Annotated in this window: 12 protein-coding genes; 9 read left to right on the top strand and 3 right to left on the bottom strand. The window is 69.8% G+C overall.

Annotated elements, in window-relative coordinates:
* The first annotated feature begins 264 nt into the window (after positions 1-264).
* From C3V41_RS07060 to C3V41_RS07045, 4 genes are all read left to right on the top strand, one after another.
* Positions 265-459, top strand: coding sequence for a hypothetical protein (locus tag C3V41_RS07060; RefSeq protein WP_106109681.1), 195 nt, complete (start codon positions 265-267; stop codon positions 457-459).
* Entirely contained in the window at positions 456-1055 is a 600-nt protein-coding gene (locus C3V41_RS07055) for a hypothetical protein (RefSeq protein ID WP_106109680.1), read from the top strand. Before C3V41_RS07060 ends, C3V41_RS07055 begins: the two co-directional genes overlap by 4 nt.
* A gap of 12 nt (positions 1056-1067) precedes the next feature.
* The gene (locus tag C3V41_RS07050; protein WP_106109679.1) at positions 1068-2624 is read left to right on the top strand and encodes an AAA family ATPase; all 1557 of its coding nucleotides are present in this window, start codon (positions 1068-1070) and stop codon (positions 2622-2624) included.
* Between the two features lie 546 nt (positions 2625-3170).
* Positions 3171-4082 (top strand): LppP/LprE family lipoprotein, encoded by a 912-nt coding sequence (locus tag C3V41_RS07045; RefSeq protein ID WP_165271598.1) that lies wholly within the window; start codon positions 3171-3173, stop codon positions 4080-4082.
* Between the two features lie 149 nt (positions 4083-4231).
* On the opposite strand, the gene C3V41_RS07040 is transcribed toward C3V41_RS07045, so the two are convergent.
* From C3V41_RS07040 to C3V41_RS07030, 3 genes are read right to left on the bottom strand one after another with little or no spacing between them, the layout of a single operon-like run.
* A complete protein-coding gene (locus tag C3V41_RS07040) occupies positions 4232-5134 on the bottom strand; it encodes a hypothetical protein (RefSeq protein ID WP_106109677.1) in 903 nt (300 codons plus the stop codon).
* Between the two features lie 3 nt (positions 5135-5137).
* Complete coding sequence (locus tag C3V41_RS13110) at positions 5138-5464, bottom strand: hypothetical protein (protein ID WP_106109676.1); 327 nt, start codon at positions 5462-5464, stop codon at positions 5138-5140.
* A gap of 7 nt (positions 5465-5471) precedes the next feature.
* Entirely contained in the window at positions 5472-5732 is a 261-nt protein-coding gene (locus C3V41_RS07030) for a hypothetical protein (RefSeq protein WP_106109675.1), read from the bottom strand.
* Between the two features lie 437 nt (positions 5733-6169).
* Between C3V41_RS07030 and C3V41_RS07025 the strand changes: the two genes are divergently transcribed.
* The 5 genes from C3V41_RS07025 (at position 6170) to C3V41_RS07005 (ending at position 15944) form a co-directional block, all read left to right on the top strand.
* Positions 6170-6856 carry a response regulator transcription factor gene (locus C3V41_RS07025; RefSeq protein WP_106109674.1) on the top strand — a complete coding sequence of 229 codons (687 nt, stop codon included), beginning with the start codon at positions 6170-6172 and terminating at the stop codon, positions 6854-6856.
* Complete coding sequence (locus tag C3V41_RS13105) at positions 6853-9354, top strand: ATP-binding protein (protein WP_165271597.1); 2502 nt, start codon at positions 6853-6855, stop codon at positions 9352-9354. Before C3V41_RS07025 ends, C3V41_RS13105 begins: the two co-directional genes overlap by 4 nt.
* Positions 9351-12299, top strand: coding sequence for an ATP-binding protein (locus tag C3V41_RS14190; protein WP_165271596.1), 2949 nt, complete (start codon positions 9351-9353; stop codon positions 12297-12299). The genes C3V41_RS13105 and C3V41_RS14190 overlap by 4 nt, the downstream gene beginning before the upstream one ends.
* A 667-nt stretch (positions 12300-12966) precedes the next feature.
* The gene (locus C3V41_RS07010) at positions 12967-14529 is read left to right on the top strand and encodes a DUF4407 domain-containing protein (protein WP_106109672.1); all 1563 of its coding nucleotides are present in this window, start codon (positions 12967-12969) and stop codon (positions 14527-14529) included.
* Positions 14526-15944, top strand: coding sequence for a hypothetical protein (locus C3V41_RS07005; protein ID WP_129591509.1), 1419 nt, complete (start codon positions 14526-14528; stop codon positions 15942-15944). The genes C3V41_RS07010 and C3V41_RS07005 overlap by 4 nt, the downstream gene beginning before the upstream one ends.
* The last annotated feature ends 48 nt before the right edge of the window (positions 15945-15992 follow it).

The following is a 15992-nucleotide window of genomic DNA, read 5'->3' as shown; positions in this document are numbered from 1 at the left end:
CCGTCGGCCCCGCCCGTCTCTGCCCCGTCGGCACCCACCGGGGCGGTGCCCGTGGTGCCAGCGGCCTCCGTGCCCGTGCCTCCGGTGCCTGCGCCTGGCACGCCCCCGACGCCGACAGTGCCCGCCGCCTCATCGGTCCCGGTACCTCCGGCTCCTTCCCCGGGTGCGCCCGCGGCCCCGGGTGCGCCCGCAGCGCCAGCCGTCCCCGGTGCCCCCGCGTCGCCCGCGGCGTCGACGACGCCCCTGGTGCGTCGCCCGCGGCGCGTGCCGCGCTTCCTGCCCCCCAAGCCCGCCAAGCCGGACACGGTCCTGGACCGTAAGGACCTGCTGGCCCGCACGCGCGACAGGACGGGAGGGCCGGTCCTGTCGTCCGGGACCAAGGTCGCCGGGAACCTGCCCTCGTGGTCCCCGCTGCCGCCCCACGAGATCCTTACCCGTCCGCGGGGGCGTGCGTCGTGAACGGACCCGCTACCGGCGCCAGCGCGTACAAGATCTGGGTGACGACCCTCAAGGCCTGGTCCCGGGACCCCTCCACCAGCCTGGACGCGCTCCCTGCCCTGAGTGCCGAGTCCTTCAGCGCCGCAACCTCCAGGCGGTTCAATGACCACCTCATGACCGCGGTCCGCACCATGATGTCGAGCTGGGTTGACAGCTTCCAGCGTGACCTGCAGGCAGCCGTGGGCAACAGTGACCTCCACGCCGCCCAGCTCGCCCTCGTGGGGGCCCGGCGTCGGCTCCTTCCCCGGCTCCGGCTGTGCCAGCACCCGGGGCTGCCCCCGAAGACCAGATCCGAGCTCATGACGCTCATGCGCGACGAGGTCACCAACCTTCAGAAGCAGGTCGAGAACATCGCCTCCGGAAATGACCAGCTCACGCGCGCGGTGAGGGAGAACTCGCTCATGCGCGTCTTTGACGACGGCTACGTCGACGGCTCGGCGATTATCAGGATGGCCGACGCCGCCAGCGCCCCGCCGGTCAGCCAGGAGCCACCGCAGTCGGCCCCCTCTGCCGGTGCCTCCCGCTGGTCCAGCCTGTTCAAGCGGCGATCCCACTAAGGAGTTTCAGATATGGACGGACGACAGACCGCCGAAGAGGTCCGCAGGTTCCTCAAGGCGCGTGTTCCTGTCATTGTCATGAGGACGGTGGAGCCCACGCGGGCGCTGGCCATTATTAACGAGATGGCCAATGACTTCAGGCAGATGCCCTTCTTCTCCTACACGCGCACGGAGGGGCTGCGGGAGGTCCTCTCGGACTCGGCCGTGACGGACGACTACTCCCTGGTGGCCGCCCTGGACCAGGCCCAGCAGACCTTCAGGTCCCGGGCGAATGTCAACTTCGTCTTCTCCGACCTGGAGGACCTGGAGAACGACTCACCGACGTCCCGGCACTTCTCCCAGCTGATCCACCTGGCCGAACGCAACTCGTGCGCAATCATCCTCATTGGCGACCGCCCGGTCTGGTCGGGGCTGAGCCGCCTGGGAATGACCACGACGCTGGACGTGCCCACCGTCGAGGAGCTCTACGAGGTGGTCAGCTCCACGATCGAGCCCTACCGCCTGAGCATCCCGATCGAGTGGCAGGACCTGGAGATCCACCGTGCCGCCGAGATCCTCAGCGGGGTGACGGAGGGGGAGGCCATTAACGTCATCTCCACCCTCCTGGCCAAGGAGGAGGTGCGTAACGAGGACCTGGCCGAGCTGAGCCAGTTCAAGGACCGTATCTTCGGGGCCCTGGCCGGTCTGGAGAGGGTGCGTCTTCAGGAGGACTACAAGGTCGGCGGCCTGGAGAACCTCAAGGAGTGGCTGACCGGCAAGCAGCGTCTCATGACCGGGGACCTGACCGGCTGGGGCGTGCGTCCCCCCAAGGGTGTGCTGCTCTGCGGCGTCCCCGGCTGCGGGAAGTCGCTGTCCGCCAAGGCGATCGCCCAGGAGTGGGAGCTGCCGCTCTACCGTCTGGACATGGCCGCGATTATGGGCATGTACGTGGGGGAGTCCGAGTCGCGCCTGCGCGAGGCCCTGGCCACGGCGGACCGGGCCGCTCCCTGCGTCCTGTGGATTGACGAGATCGAGAAGGGGCTCGCCTCAGGGTCGGGGGACAACTCGGTGACCCGTCGGCTCATTGGCCAGTTCCTGTTCTGGATGCAGGAGTCCACCTCCAAGGTCTTCCTCGTGGCGACGTCCAACGACGTCTCCACCCTCCCGCCGGAGCTGCTGCGCAAGGGACGGTTCGACGCCGTCTTCTTCGTGGACCTGCCCACCGAGGAGGAGCGTGAGGAGATCCTGCGCCTGTGCTTCCGCCGTTACACCCAGTGCGAGCTGACGCTGGACCTGCTGCGAGACCTGGTCATGCTCACCGACGGCTTCGCGGGCTCGGACATTGACGCCGTGGTCAACGAGGTCGCGGAGATCATGTACACCCGGCAGACCCGCGTCCTGCCCGACGACCTGACGATCACCCAGCACTTCCGCGCCGTCGTCCCCTTCTCCCGGTCCAACCCCGAGGAGGTGGCCGCGATCCGGCAGTGGGGGCACACCCGGGCCGTCCCCGCCGGACGGGTGGAGCGCACCGAGACGGGGGTGGGCTCCACCCCCAGCCGCCGCGTCTTTATGGGCGGGAGCGTGTAAGGACACCCGGGCGTCGTGCTCACGGCCTGACGCCCGCCGGTGAGGCGCCCTGGGCGCGGGACGGACGCTCGTCCCGCACCCAGGGCGCCTGCGACCGTGGGCCCGGTGCGGGTGAACGGGCACGGGTGAGCGGGCCGGCATTATACGCTCAGCACGTTCTGGTGTCAGGCGGGTATTGCGGGAAAGGGGGCGGGTTATTGCCCCCGGTTCCCCGTGTACCGGGCGGCGTCAATATGCTAGGGTCCGCCTCAAGAAAGATATAGCACGGGTTCCTCGGCAGGCTATGGTGCTCCTGCCGCGACCACGTGTCATTAAGGTCCAGGTTACGGGGTGAGGCTCATGCTCGCACGAGCTCAGGGTATTCGGCTGCTTCCGGGTGCGAGGTGCCGGCTGGGCGCGCTACTCGTGGCCGTTGTACTGGTGGTGTCCGGGTGTCGGCTTCCCGTCTCCGGCAGTGGGTCGGAGGCGGCCTCATCGGCTCCCTCGGCGTCAGCGACGTCGGGGGAGACCGAGGCGGCCGCCAGTGCCACGCCCGGGTGCTCCACCATGAGCGGTGAGCAGGTCCTCAAGGAGTGGGGGCCCAGCGTGCCCTCGGCGTGGGACGGCCTGACGGGCGACGACCCGCGCACCTGGGACCTGGAGGGCGCCGAGGTCAGCACCTGGGACCCCTGCGCCGCCCTGTCGTGGATCACCCTGAGCATCCACAGCCCGGCCCTGTCCTCCCCGCGCCACATTATGCTCTTCCACCGCGGCCAGTACCTGGGCACGGCCACCGCCCACCCCTACGCCTACGCCCCCCAGATCCGGCGCACCGCGGACGACGCCCTGGCCGTGACCTACACCTGGGCCCGGCCCGGGGAGACGCCGGCCACCGCCTCGGGCACGTCCCCGGTCACCCTGACCTGGGACGAGGCCACCGGGAGCGTGCGTCTGGAGGGGGAGCTGCCCGAGGCCACCGACCCCAGCGACACCGACCAGGCCCCCGCCCCCGTGCCCGGCGCCTTCCCCGGTGCCGGCGGCCCCAGGCCCGCCGGTGCCGTGCCCGTCACGACTATTGCCTACCCGGGCCAGAGCCTGGAGACGGCCATTCTCGTCACCCCCTCCGGCAATATTGGCTGCGACCTCAACTTCAGTGAGTACGGCGACGGGGGGTGCGGCATATACAGTTACCTTCAGGACAGGCCCTTTGGTGTTGACGAGATCGGCCATCCCCTGTGGTGGGTCGCCGGGCTCAGCTCCTCCGGGGTCCCCCATATGGCTATGCGCGGGGGCGCGTCAGTCTACCTGCTGGGCCAGGAGAACCCCCGGAACTATCTGGCGCCCATGGTGGTCGGGTACGGGCAGGTCGTCTACTACCGGACCCTCGTGTGCGCCTCCGCCGAGAACGGCCTGACCTGCTGGAACACGGCCACCGGCCACGGCGCCTTTATGAACCGCACCACCACCCTCTTCTTCTGAGGGACCGGCAGGAGGGAGCGCACGCAGCGGAACATTTTGCGCAGAAGGTAACCGATTGCGCAGAAAGTTACCTAGATTCGTTACCTTCTGCGCAAAACGTTACCCTGTGCATAAAATGTTCCCCTAGCCCCACCCACGGGGCCGCAGTCCTAACGCCTCCCCGGGCGGCGGAGCCTCACCGGCAGGTGGGTGATACCCAGGCTCCGCGCGGCCTCGGCCCTGTGGCGTCCGCCGCTTATGCCCACGCCACCGTCGGGCAGCTCCTCGCCGGCCATGCTCCTGTCGCCCAGGAACACGTCGTACGCGGCGGCGAGCCTGCGGTCCTCCGGGGCAGATCCCTCGTGGTCGAGGCGGGCGAAGTCGTCCCGGGTCATTCCGGCGTCGAGGCCCGGGAGTATGCGGCTGTGCCAGGTGCTGACCAGCCAGGAGTAGTCATCCGGGCCGCGGCCGTGGTTGCCGACGTCGACCGGGTCGTCAACGACCATGCTGTCAACGGCGACCATTGTCAGGCCACGTTCGGCCAGGACCGAGGCCGCCGTGCTCCGGGGCGGGCTCCCGTCTCCCGGCGGCCCCACGGGAGCGCCGGCACCCCCACTGAGTCCGGTGCCTCCGGTGGTTGTGGCTCCGCCGGAGCTGGTGGCCCCGCTGAGTCCAGTGCTCCCACTGAGTCCGGTACCTCCGGCGGCTGTGGCCTCGCCGGGGCTGATGCCGCCACTGAGTCCAGTGCCGCCGGTGGTTGTGGCCCCGCCGGAGCCGATGCCTCCGGAGCCGGCACCCCCGCCGGAACCGGTGGCCCCTACCAGGGACTGGGCGAACTGCTGGGCGTAGGGCGCGAAGGCGGCCAGCTCCTCCATGGCCCGCCCCAGGCTCGTAATGGCGGCGTGGGCACTGGCTGCCGCACGCCCCTCCTCCGGGCAGCCCGTGCCCCGGGGCAGCCGGGCCGACGCCGAGCGGAGCCTCTGGGCGCCTTCCGCCGCGGTGCGCTGCACCCGGCCCGCCTGCTGGCCCAGGCTCTGGACGCTCCTGGCCACCTGCTGGATCCGGGACGGCACCGGCTACCTCCTTCTGCGGGCCTCGGCCCGCTCCCGGGCGGCCGCCTCCTGGGCCATGACGCTCAGCCTCCCGCTGAGCGCCGTCGCCTGGGCGGCCGAGTCCTGTGCCTGCAGCTGCGCCGTGCGGGCGTGGGTGGCGAACATTGTCAGGTGGTGGTGGAGGTCGCGGTCGATACCCGTCGAGCTCCCCGCCAGGACGCTGTCGACGCCCTCGCTCAGGGTCGTGGCCAGCCTGGCCATCTCAGAGATCCAGCTGGCCGTCTGCCGAAGGCCCCGGGCCGCGGTTCCGGCCTCAGCAGCCTGCCGGGACAGGGCCTGGGAGTCCGCCATGCCCGCGTCACAGGCTTGCGGCGTACTGGTTCGCCGTCTGGCTCAGGCGCGCCAGGGCCTCGACCGCCGCGTGGACCTTGGTCTTGGCCTCCTGGATCGAGGCGGTCATGACCCGGTCCTTGCTCTGCGCGGACCCCCCGATCGTGGCCTGCACCTGGGCGCTCTGCTGGGCGAAGGCGGAGTCGAACTGGGCCAGCTCCTGGCCGGTGCGCCGGGCGGCCTGCCCCAGGCCGTTGATCTGCTGCTTGAGCTGCTGGAGCTGGGACACGCGATCCTCCTTAAGCGGGGACAGGGGACAGGGCACGGGGTGCTGCGCCCAGGGCCATTGTAGGCGGCCGACCGACGGGTCCGCCTATCTGCGGCGAGCCAGTTCCTGCCTGCTCATGGGGGCGACGCCGCGCTCCCGGCCCGCTACGGGGTGCCGGTCCCCGTTCCTGCCCGCTTGCGGGAGCGGCTGGGCAGGCGCTGGCGGGTGCGCCTCCTGTCCTGCTTACGGGGGCGGTCTGTGCCTGCCGCGCAGGGGCGCGGGGCGCACATGGTCGAGGAATTATTCGTTCAATTACATAATCTACTAGTAGATGGGCGAGTGCGGGTCGCGTCCTCAGACGTGGCACGGCGGACTACGGGCCTACCGGGCAGCAGGTACCTGTGAGTAGGCTGAGTCCGTTATTCTCTGTGTTACTCCCGGCTCCTGTAAGGTTCGTTATGTTAGATACCGTCTCGACCCGCCGTTCCCGCATCGCCCTCATTGACGACCACGCGGTCCTGGGTGTCGGGGTAGCCACCATGCTGGCCCCCGTCACGGACCTGCGCTTCCTGGGCACCTACCCGAACCTGCAGGCCATGGTGGTGGACCTGGGGCACGAGGGCGCGCCCGACGTGGTGCTCCTGGACCTGCTCCTGGACGACCGCTCCGACCCGGCCGCCAACGTCACCGCGCTCCAGGCCCTGAACTGCGCCGTCGTCGTCTACACCTCCGGGGACGACGTCTACCTCATGCGCCGGGCCTGCGAGGCCGGGGTCCTGGGCATTGTCCGCAAGTCCGAGGACCCCCAGGTCCTGATTGACACGATCCGTGCCGCGGCCCACGGGGAGCTGACCCCCTCCCTGGAGTGGGCCAGCATCCTGGACTCCGACACGGCCTTCGTCCTGGGGTCCCTGTCCGAGCTGGAGCGGCAGATCCTGGCGCTGTACGCCTCCGGGGCCCAGGCGGACTACGTCGCCCGCCGCGTGGGCCGCAGCGTGAACACCGTCAACAAGCGCATTAACGCCATCCGCCAGCGGTTCATGGACGTGGGCCTTCCCGCCGCCAGCAGGGTGGACCTCCTGCGCCGGGCCCAGGACGCCGGGCTGATCCCCACCATCCTGCCCATAGAGCAGCAGCAGCCATGACGGCTCGTCTCACGGGAGAGCTCACGGCAGCCGCCACCGTGGTGCTGACGGCGGCGATCAGCGCCGTGGGGGTGGTCTGCCCGGTCCTCTCCCTGGTCCGCTACCCGCAGGTGCTCGGCACCCAGACCTGGGCCACCCTGGCGGCCGTGGTACCGGTCCTCCTCTCGCCCCTGGTGCCCCTGGTCGTCCTGCTGGTGGGGGTCGGTACCACCAGGTACCGTCCAGGTGGCCTGACCAGCGGTATCGAGACCCTCGCCGGGTGGGCGCGCACCACCTCCTGGCTCTACGTCCTGACCTACCTGGCTGGCAGCCTCAGCCTCGTCGCCACCTTCGCGGTAGACCCCCGCACCCGCGCCGCGCTGGGCTCCGCACCGGTCCTGCCGGTTCTGCCTCTCCTGCCCGCCTCCTACCTGGCGGTGGTCGTGTGGCGCCACCCATGGCGCCTGGCCGCCGGGATCGGCGCCATGAGCGTCCTCCAGGTGGTCGTGCGCTCCGTGGTGGGAGGGGAGGGCCTGACCGAGGTGCTGCTGGCCACCAGCTACGACGTCGTCCTGGCCGGGACCTGCTCCTACCCGGTCACCTGCCTCCTGGCGCGCGCCCAGTGCGTGGACCAGGAGGACGCCTCGCGCTACGCCAGCCAGGCCCGCACCCTGGTGGCCGCCAGCCGCCTGGAGGGCCAGGAGAGGGCCCGGCGCCTCACCCACGACCACGTCCTGGCCGCCCTCCTGGCGGTCCTGCCCTCCCGCGGCCTGGACGCCGACCAGGTCCACCAGCAGGCGCACCACGCCCTGGACGCCCTGGACCCCTCGCCCGACACCGGCCCGCCACGGGACCTGGACCAGCTCACGGGTCTCCTGGCCGCCTGGTGCCGGGCCCACACCACCCCCGCCTGCACCTGGCAGGTCGACGCCGGTCCCACCCGGCGGTCGGCTGGAGCGGGGGATGTTGGAGCGGGGGAGGCCGGAGCGGGGGAGGCCGGAGCGGGTCCAGGGGCCCGGCCCCTGCCCCCGCAGGTCCTGGCCGCCCTGCGTGAGGCGGTCCTGGAGGCCCTGCGCAATGTGGAGTGCCACGCCCGGGGCCGGGACGCCGGACGCCGGGTCCGCGCGCTGCTCACCGTGCGCCAGGTCCGTGACGGCGTCCGCGTGGTGGTGCGTGACGACGGCGTCGGCTTTGACCCCGCCGACGCCCCGCAGGTGCACCTGGGGCTGCGGCTGTCGGTGCGTGAGCGCATGGACGCCCTGCCCGGGGGATGGGTCCAGGTGGACACCGCCCCCGGCAGGGGCACACGGGTCTTCCTGGGGTGGGCCCCGCCCCGCCCTGGGTACCTGCCCGCCGCGCCGGAGCCCCGTCGGTGCCCGCCCCACGACGGGCTCGCCGTGTCCTGGGGCGGCTGGGCGACCCGCCTCCTCACGGCGGCCGTGTCCCTCGGCGCCTGGGCGCACGCGGCCTACTGGGGGGCGCGGTCGGGGGGATGGGGCCTGCTGGCCGGGTGCTGCTCTGCCGCTGCTCTCACCGTGGCCAGCCTGTGCGTGACCGGTCCCCCGGCAGGCGGCCCGGGGCGCTGGCGGATACGGGCGGCGGCGGCCTGCGTGGCGCTGGCACCGGCCTTCTTCCTGGCGTCCTGGGTCCCGGCCCCCGTGATGGGGCAGGACGGCTGGCCGTACAGCTACGCGGTGGTCGTGATCAACCTCCTCATCCTGCGGGACCGCTCCCGCTGGGCGTGGCTGGCCCTGGCCGGCACGGCCGCCACGACCCTGGGCGTGGGGCTTGTCCGGCAGCTGCCCGCCGTGCCCCTGCTCGTGTCCCTGGCCTACCAGCTCTACGACACCACGGTGCTCTCCGGGGTCATCGCCCTGGTGCGCCGGGTGGAGGCCGCTGAGGGCGAGGCGCGCCACCTGGCCCGGCTGGCAGGACTGGAGCAGGAGGCCACCGTGGCCCGCCTGGAGGAGGAGCGGCGCCTGCTGGGACGGGTGCGTGACATATCCCACCCGGTGCTCCGGCGCCTGCGCGACGCCCTGGTACCCCTGGAGGACTCCCTGGGTGCGCAGGTGTCCCGGGTAGAGGCCGAGCTGCGCGACCTGGTGCGGGTGCCGCGCCTGACCGCCCTGCCGGACCTGGTGGAGGCCGTGCGCCGGGCCCGCGAGCGCGGGGTGCGGGTGACCCAGATCGACGACGCCGGGCGCGCCGCCCCCACCCCGGCGGCCGCACCCGGGGCCAGCGGGACGGTGTCCGGGGCCGGTGGGCCGGATCCCGGCGCTGGCGGGACGGTGTCCGGGGCTGGCGGGATGGCTCCCGGCGTCGTCGGGCCGGATCCCGGCGCCGTCGGGCCGCGGACCTGCCCGCCCGTCCCCGCGGGGCTCGTGCCCGCCGCCGTGCGGGTCCTGGATGCCGCCCAGAGCGGCGACGACGTCCTCATACGCCTGAGCCCGCCGCACGGCGCCTGCGCGGCCGTCATCCGCAGGCGGGGCCACGAGGAGCTGGTGGAGGTCCCGTGGTGAGGGCGCTCCTGACGCTCCTGGGAGGGGTCTGCCGGGGGCGTCGGGGGTCCCGGACGGACCAGGACCGAGGTGACGGCGGGGAGTTGGCCGGCGCCCTGAGGGCCCGGCGCGTCGTGGTGGCCGAGCAGTGGACGCCCGGCAGGACACCATCCTGGGAGCAGGGCGTGCGCACCACCCTCGTGCTGGCCGTCTGCGGCCTGGGACTGCTGGCCGAGGTGCTCGACGCGCGCTCCAACCGGGCCCAGGTGGCCCAGGCCCCGCCCTGGCTCGCGACGCTCCTGATCGCCTTCCTGGCCTCGCCGCTCCTGCCCGTGGCGCTCACGCTGTGGGGGGTGCGCTCTCGGTGGGACGCCGTACGACGCCGCCGCTACCAGACGGCCGCGACCTGGGGCATGTACGTGCTCACGCTGGTGGTCAACGGCGTCATCGTGGCCTACCACCACCTCAACCCGCACCTGGCGCTGACCCCGCAGATGGAGGGCGGTCACCTGGCCAGCACCGCGTACCTGGCCGGGCTGGTGGGGATGCTGTGCATCTGCCTGCCCCTGCCCCGGGCGTACTGGACGTTCGCGCCCCTGACGACGCTCATGCTCCTGGTGCGCTGGTACGCGGGCGGGGAGCCCCTGAGGGTCGTCGTCCTGGACACCACCTTCGGCACGCTCCTGTGCCTGGTCTACTTCCCCTTCCTGTCCCGGTTCCTGGAGCAGGGGGAGCGCCTGGACGCCGCGGTCCGGGCCACCCAGGCCACCCTGGAGGCCGGAGCCGCCTCGGCCTCACGTGTCCGGGCTGGCCGGGTGGTGGCCAGCATGGTCCACGACCGGGTCATTGCCGCCCTGGTCACCGCCAGCCGGGTCCGGGGCGCCTCCGACGAGGAGGTACGCCACCAGGCCCGTCAGGCCCTGGAGGTCATGCTTCCCACCGCCCAGGACGCGCCGGGCGCCGACCCCGGGCGGCACGACCTGGCTGACCTGGAGGCCGCGCTGCGCCAGGTCGTCCAGGACCAGGTGGGCGGGCGCTGCCGGACGGTGGTCCGCGCCGAGCTCCTCGACCCCCGTATGGCGCTGCCCGCCCCGGCCTGGGAGGCCCTGCTGCTGGCGGCCCAGGAGGCCGTGCGCAATGTGCGCCGCCACGCGGTGTCGGCTGCCGGGCCGGGGGGCGTACCCGGTGGCGGCAGGGAGGTGGGCGCCCCGGGAGGCGGGCCGCCCGGTGGGGGAGTCACCGGGGGCAGGGGGTCCAGTGAGGTCACCGAGATAGGCGGGCCGCCCGGTGGGGGAGTCACCCTGAGCGTGACCCTCAGGGGCCAGGTTGCGGGCGTGGTCATTGAGGTCGTCGACGACGGCCCCGGGTTCAGCCTGTCCCGGCTCAGCCCCGAGCGCATGGGGCTGCGCGGCTCGGTCCTGGCCCGCATGGAGTCTCTCGAGGGCGGCGGGGCCAGGGTCGAGTCCGAGCCCGGCCAGGGCACCCGCGTCATTCTGACCTGGGAGCCGAGCGGGGGCGGGGCGACGCCGCCTCCCAGACCGGGGCTCCTGACGCAGGCGCACCGCTACCTGCACAGCCCCAGGGGGCGGGGCGTCGGCCTCCTCCTGGTGGCCACCATGTGGCTGCACGGGCTCATGCAGCCCAGCACCCACGCCGTGGGGCTGGTCCTGGTGGCGCTGGTGGTCCAGAGCGCGGCGGTCGTGCTCCTGATACGCGGGCCCGCGGGTCCCTGGGGAGGTTGGGTCCACGTGCTCGCACCGTGCGCGGCGGCGCTCGCGGCCGTGATCGTGGGGTCGGGGCTGCCCCCGGGGGCCCTGGCCATCTCCTCGGCGGGGTGGGCGGTGCCCTTTACCGCGCTGGCCTGCGTGGCCCCGCTCATGCACAGGCGCGACGTCCTGGCGTTCCTGACGCTGGCGGCCTCGGGCGCGGGCCTGTGGGTGGGGGCGCACGCGGTCGGTGTGGACCACCTGGTGGTGCTCAGGTTCCTGCCCTACCCGCTGGTCCAGGCCCTCAACGTGTGGCTGGCGGGCGTCGCGCTGAGGTGGATGAGGCGCCGTCTGTCCCGTGAGCAGGCCAGGGCGCAGGCGGCCTGTGTCCGGCAGGCGGCCCAGGAGGAGGCGGTACGGGTCCAGGAGGACTTCCTCAGGGAGGTCAGGGGCCGCTCCCTGAAGGTGATCGGCCAGCTGGCGCTGCGGGGCGCGATCCCTGAGCTCGTGGAGCAGGCCGGGTGGGTCGAGGCCGACCTGCGTGACCTCATCCGGGCCCCGCGGCTGGCGGCCGACGCCGAGCTGACCACCCTGGTGCGTCAGGCGCGTCGGGCGGGGGTCGTGGTGGTGCAGCTCGACGACTCAGGGGTGCCGGTGGCGGTGGCCCCTGCGGACGGAGGCCGCCGGGGAGAGGAGGGGCCGCTCACCGCCGCCACCGGCCAGCTCGACACCACCCCCTCCGGCGCCCGGGGGGAGGGGCCGCGCCTCGCCGGGCGGCAGGATACGGCCCTCGGCTCCGTACCCCGGGGAGGGGAGGGGCCCGCGCCCGTCACGAATGGCGATCTGCCGGGGCATCCCTTAGATCCTGGGCCCGGGGCGGGTAGTGAGGCCGGGCCCAGGGCTGCCGGGGCCGGGGCCCAGGACGCCGGGGCCGCGAGCGGGGTGGGCCTGGTGGACAGGGCAGGTAGCGGGCCTCATCGACCCGGCAGCGCGGAGGAACCCGGAGAGGCGGGGCCAGCTGTACCCGGGGCGGGTGGTGAGGCCGGGCCCGGGGCGCAGGAGCCTGCTGGGACGGCAGGGCCGAGTCGGGCGACGGCGTCGGGCCTGCCGCCCGGGCTGGTGGATGCGGTGCGCGCCGTCCTCCGGGAGGCCGACGGCGGGGACCAGCTGGTCGTCCGCCTCACCCCGCCCCACGCCCCGTCCCAGGCCACCATCCAGCTCCGACGTGCCGGGCGGGTGCTGCGCCTGGAGGAGATCTGAGCAGCCCCTGCTGGCAGTGGGGCCGCAGGTGGGGCGGCTCGGTAGCACCGGGCCCGGTGCCTTGCGCCCGGGTACCCGAGGGCCTCTGGTGCACGGTCGCCCTGGCCCGGCGCGACCCTGACTTGCGTCCGGGTACCTCGGGGCCTCCGGCGTCGGGTGCCGGGCGGTCCTGGCGCCTCCTGTCAACCCCGGTACAGGAACTGACCCCTAGGAATGTCACGAAGGGCGCCAGTGAGGTCTCCCGTCGTGGACGACGATCACGATTGGCGTCACATAAAATGACATAAAATCATCTATGATGGTCAAGTAGAGGGTGGATCCATTATAAGGTCTGGCTATTGAAATATTCAAAAATATAATAGTTTGAGCCTCGCAAGGTTTTTCGTGGCAATTACTTGTACTTTGTGAGGCTGGCTGTCGGCGGGCCCTGAGCGTAGACTTCCACTGCTGTCCTGCCCGCAGAGGCGTTCCCCGGCTTTGACGGTCGGCAGACGCCATGATTTTCAGTCCCTGGACCCACGGAGATACTTTTCTATGAGCATGGATATTTTCTTGGTGCTGGAGCTGTCCGGTACGGTAACCCCGTGGCCGCATTCTTCCCGGCGTTCCGTCGGTGCATGTGAGTGATATTATTTGAAGATTTACAAGGACTACCCTCTTAGTACTTGTGTCCCCGATTAGGAAGGTAAGGTCAGCGGTGAGTCGGATATTCAACTTTCTCTCGATTCTGGGCGGAGCCGATCCTGACGTCCTTAAGCATGCGCGATCCGAACGGAACACTTTTATCGGGCTGGGTCTGGTCATGCTCGGCACCGCGTTCGTGGCCGCACTGTCCATGATGTTCGCCCTCCGCAACGCGGTCCTCGTCGTAGTCGACCCTCAGACGGGAGCGGCAGCGGCAAACCAACCGGGCAGCCGTCTGGCGGCGTCCATCGTCCTGGGCCTCTTGTGGGGCGCCCTGATTCTCGTCCTGGACAGGGCGCTCATTAAGACGATGCAGGGTATCGCGGGATGGTGGCGGGCAACGAAGTACGCGTTTCCAAGGTTCATTCTGGCGGTCTTCATAGGTGTGGTGGTGTCGACGCCCATTACGTTGCAGATCTTTCACAGTGAGGTCAGCGCCGAGGTTAAGGCGTATCAGGACGACCTGATCCGTGATAGCAGGGAGGCGGCCGAGAACGGCTCCACCAAGACGGACCTGGAAGCAGTCGATCAGGAGATCGACGCACAGCAGAAGATCGTCAATGAAGGCCCCGCCGGTCTGACGTCGCCGGAGCTGGAGCAGGCGAAGACGGAGTACGCGGCCGCCGAAGCCAAGCTAAAAAGTGCCAAGGATGCGCGTGAGCAGGCTCATGAAGTCTATATATGCGAGCAGAACGGTCAGAGTTGCGGTGGTCGCGCAAGTGGGATCCCCGGTAATGGCCCTGCTGCTGAAGCAAGAAAAGCTGAATACGAGCAAGCCAATAAGAATGTTGTGAACGCGGAGACGGAAAAGCAGAAGGCTCAGGATAACCTGACTGCGGCTCAGGACGCAGTCAGGGAGGCCAACAAGGAGAAGACCGAGCAGGCCGTGCGCGAGGCGAACATAGCGCTCTGCGGCTCCCAGAAGGACAGTCAGGGTAAGGCGGTCAAGGACGACAAGGGGCATGAGGTAAAGGATCCCGGCTGTCAAGGTGGGCTGATCGCAAAGCGCGACAGGTTCAGTGCCCAGCTGGAGGCGGAGAAGAACGGCGACCTCATCCGGAACAGCTCCGGACTGCTCTTCCAGATCATTGCGCTCCACCGTCTCGGCTCGAAAGGCTGGACGCCGTGGCTGTCACATCTCTTCGTCGCAGGTCTGTTCATCTCGATTGAGCTGCTGCCTGTCATCATTAAGGTGTTCATTGCCGCAAAGGGTGTCACCCAGTACGACAGGATCGCCCGAAAGCTCCAGGACGATGAGTATGACCGGGTTGAGACGACCACCGACCGCGACCAGGAGCAGCGTAACCGGGAGACTCGTCGGGAGAAGGCCATCCGTGATGACATGCTCGACCGGGAGATCGAGCTGGGAAGGACCGCCAACGCGCACGTCGCCAAGGAGATGGAGGAGATTCTGAAGCGTGCGCTGTCTGAGTGGAGCTCGCAGGTGAAGAATGCTGCTGCTGCCAGCCCCGCTCAGCCTGGGGGCAACCGTCCCTCGACTGCACGTAGTACCTCAAACGGCCTTCCGGACGGGAGTAAGATATGAGACAGACAGACGTTCCTCCTCAGGTCCCGGGGAGCGTGAGCGGTGAGATGGATGAGCGTATAGTCGGCGTAGTAGTGGTAGCCTGTTCCGAGGGTGTCAGGAGCAAGGTCTCACGGGCCTTCCTTAACGCAGACTACTCCCTGTCTGTCGACCCGGTCCTCTCGGAGGCCCTCGTTCTCGTCGGACCACAGGGTCTCAGGACCTCCCTGCGGCACAGGGGAACCAGTGCCTTCGGCTCGACTGACGCAGAGCGTATTCGCAAGTCATTTGAGTCCGGGCTGTTGAAGAGCGACCTCGACCAGTTCACTCGCGTGGTCCTGGGTGTCATCGTGGTCGATCACGGGCAGAACCTGGAAACCATTATGATGGGTCTGCGAGGCGCTCCGCAGCTGACTGGCATCCGCATGCAGGTGCGTGGCATTAGCCTCACACCGATCTCCGGGGAGCCGATTAAAGGGGTAACCGCCCTGGGCCCTGACCAGGGCCTTGACCCCCTCATTCTGAGGGTCTGCGAGGAGATCATTGAGTCCTCGCAGTCGTCCACAAGGATGTCGGTACCAGCGCTCGAGCTCGGCAAGGTCTTCAGCTCAGTCAAGATAGGTTCTCGTGTCGCGGACGAGGTGGAGCCAGCACGCATGATGGACCAGGAGGAGTCCGCCGCGCACGCGAACCAGGTGGCTATAGCGTCCTCCGTTAGCGCCCAGGAGCACCGTCCTGCTCTCCTGCAGCCCTCTCCCCAGGATCCTTACATGGCCCCAGGAGGCCTTCCTCTGCGACTGACTTACCTGGTCATCGCTAATGGCGTGGAGTCAAAGCCAAAAAAAATACATAACAGGATTGTCGAGCTGGTCGTAGACCTCGACCGCGGACTGACTCCCCACCATAATACGTTTGCGAGCAAGACACGGCTCGTGGCCGCTGGCCAAGGGGAGTCGCGAAGGCCCATTATGCGAGATACCGGAAGCATTGACAAGGCCAGCATCTGGAAGCCCAGCTCTGATTTCCTGGACATGACCAGGGTAATGCGCGAGCTGCTGCAGCTAGTTACTGAGGACATTGAGTCCTGCCAACGGCGCGGGCAGAAGCTTAGCAAGCCCCTGGTCCTGTTTGTCCTACCAGATGCAGCCATGTCGGGAGAGCGTTGCCTGAAACTGTACCGTAGTCTCAAGGAACGTGCCGACATCGGCTGGCTGATCACGGACAAGGACGCCCCTGGACCGAATGCGGAGGTAGACGGACAGCGGGTCGTGACCGACAAGTTTGATGTCGTCAACGAGCTGCTGTACAAGGTAGGGTATCCGCAGGAGTTCCCCGTCGCCCCGTCAGTTCAGGAGGAACCGTCACGCAGTATTCTGAGAAGAGGTCTCGCAAAGGTATTCAGACGTACCGCACCGTCGGACCAGGACACCCACTAACAAGTATCACACCCCCGCACCTCAGCACACAGTACATAAGGAGAAGAG

The sequence above is a fragment of the Actinomyces sp. oral taxon 897 genome (assembly GCF_002999235.1).
GTDB lineage: Bacteria > Actinomycetota > Actinomycetes > Actinomycetales > Actinomycetaceae > Actinomyces.
The sequence above is the reverse complement of the archived record's forward strand: the minus strand, read 5'-3'. Positions and strand labels throughout refer to the sequence as shown.

What these genes read in the sequence shown, in the direction of transcription:
- C3V41_RS07050 (WP_106109679.1), top strand. Translation starts at nt 1,068, where the DNA reads ATGGACGGACGACAGACCGCCGAAGAGGTCCGCAGGTTCCTCAAGGCG.
- C3V41_RS07045 (WP_165271598.1), top strand. Translation starts at nt 3,171, where the DNA reads ATGAGCGGTGAGCAGGTCCTCAAGGAGTGGGGGCCCAGCGTGCCCTCG.
- C3V41_RS13110 (WP_106109676.1), bottom strand. Translation starts at nt 5,464, where the DNA reads ATGGCGGACTCCCAGGCCCTGTCCCGGCAGGCTGCTGAGGCCGGAACC.
- C3V41_RS07025 (WP_106109674.1), top strand. Translation starts at nt 6,170, where the DNA reads ATGTTAGATACCGTCTCGACCCGCCGTTCCCGCATCGCCCTCATTGAC.
- C3V41_RS13105 (WP_165271597.1), top strand. Translation starts at nt 6,853, where the DNA reads ATGACGGCTCGTCTCACGGGAGAGCTCACGGCAGCCGCCACCGTGGTG.
- C3V41_RS07005 (WP_129591509.1), top strand. Translation starts at nt 14,526, where the DNA reads ATGAGACAGACAGACGTTCCTCCTCAGGTCCCGGGGAGCGTGAGCGGT.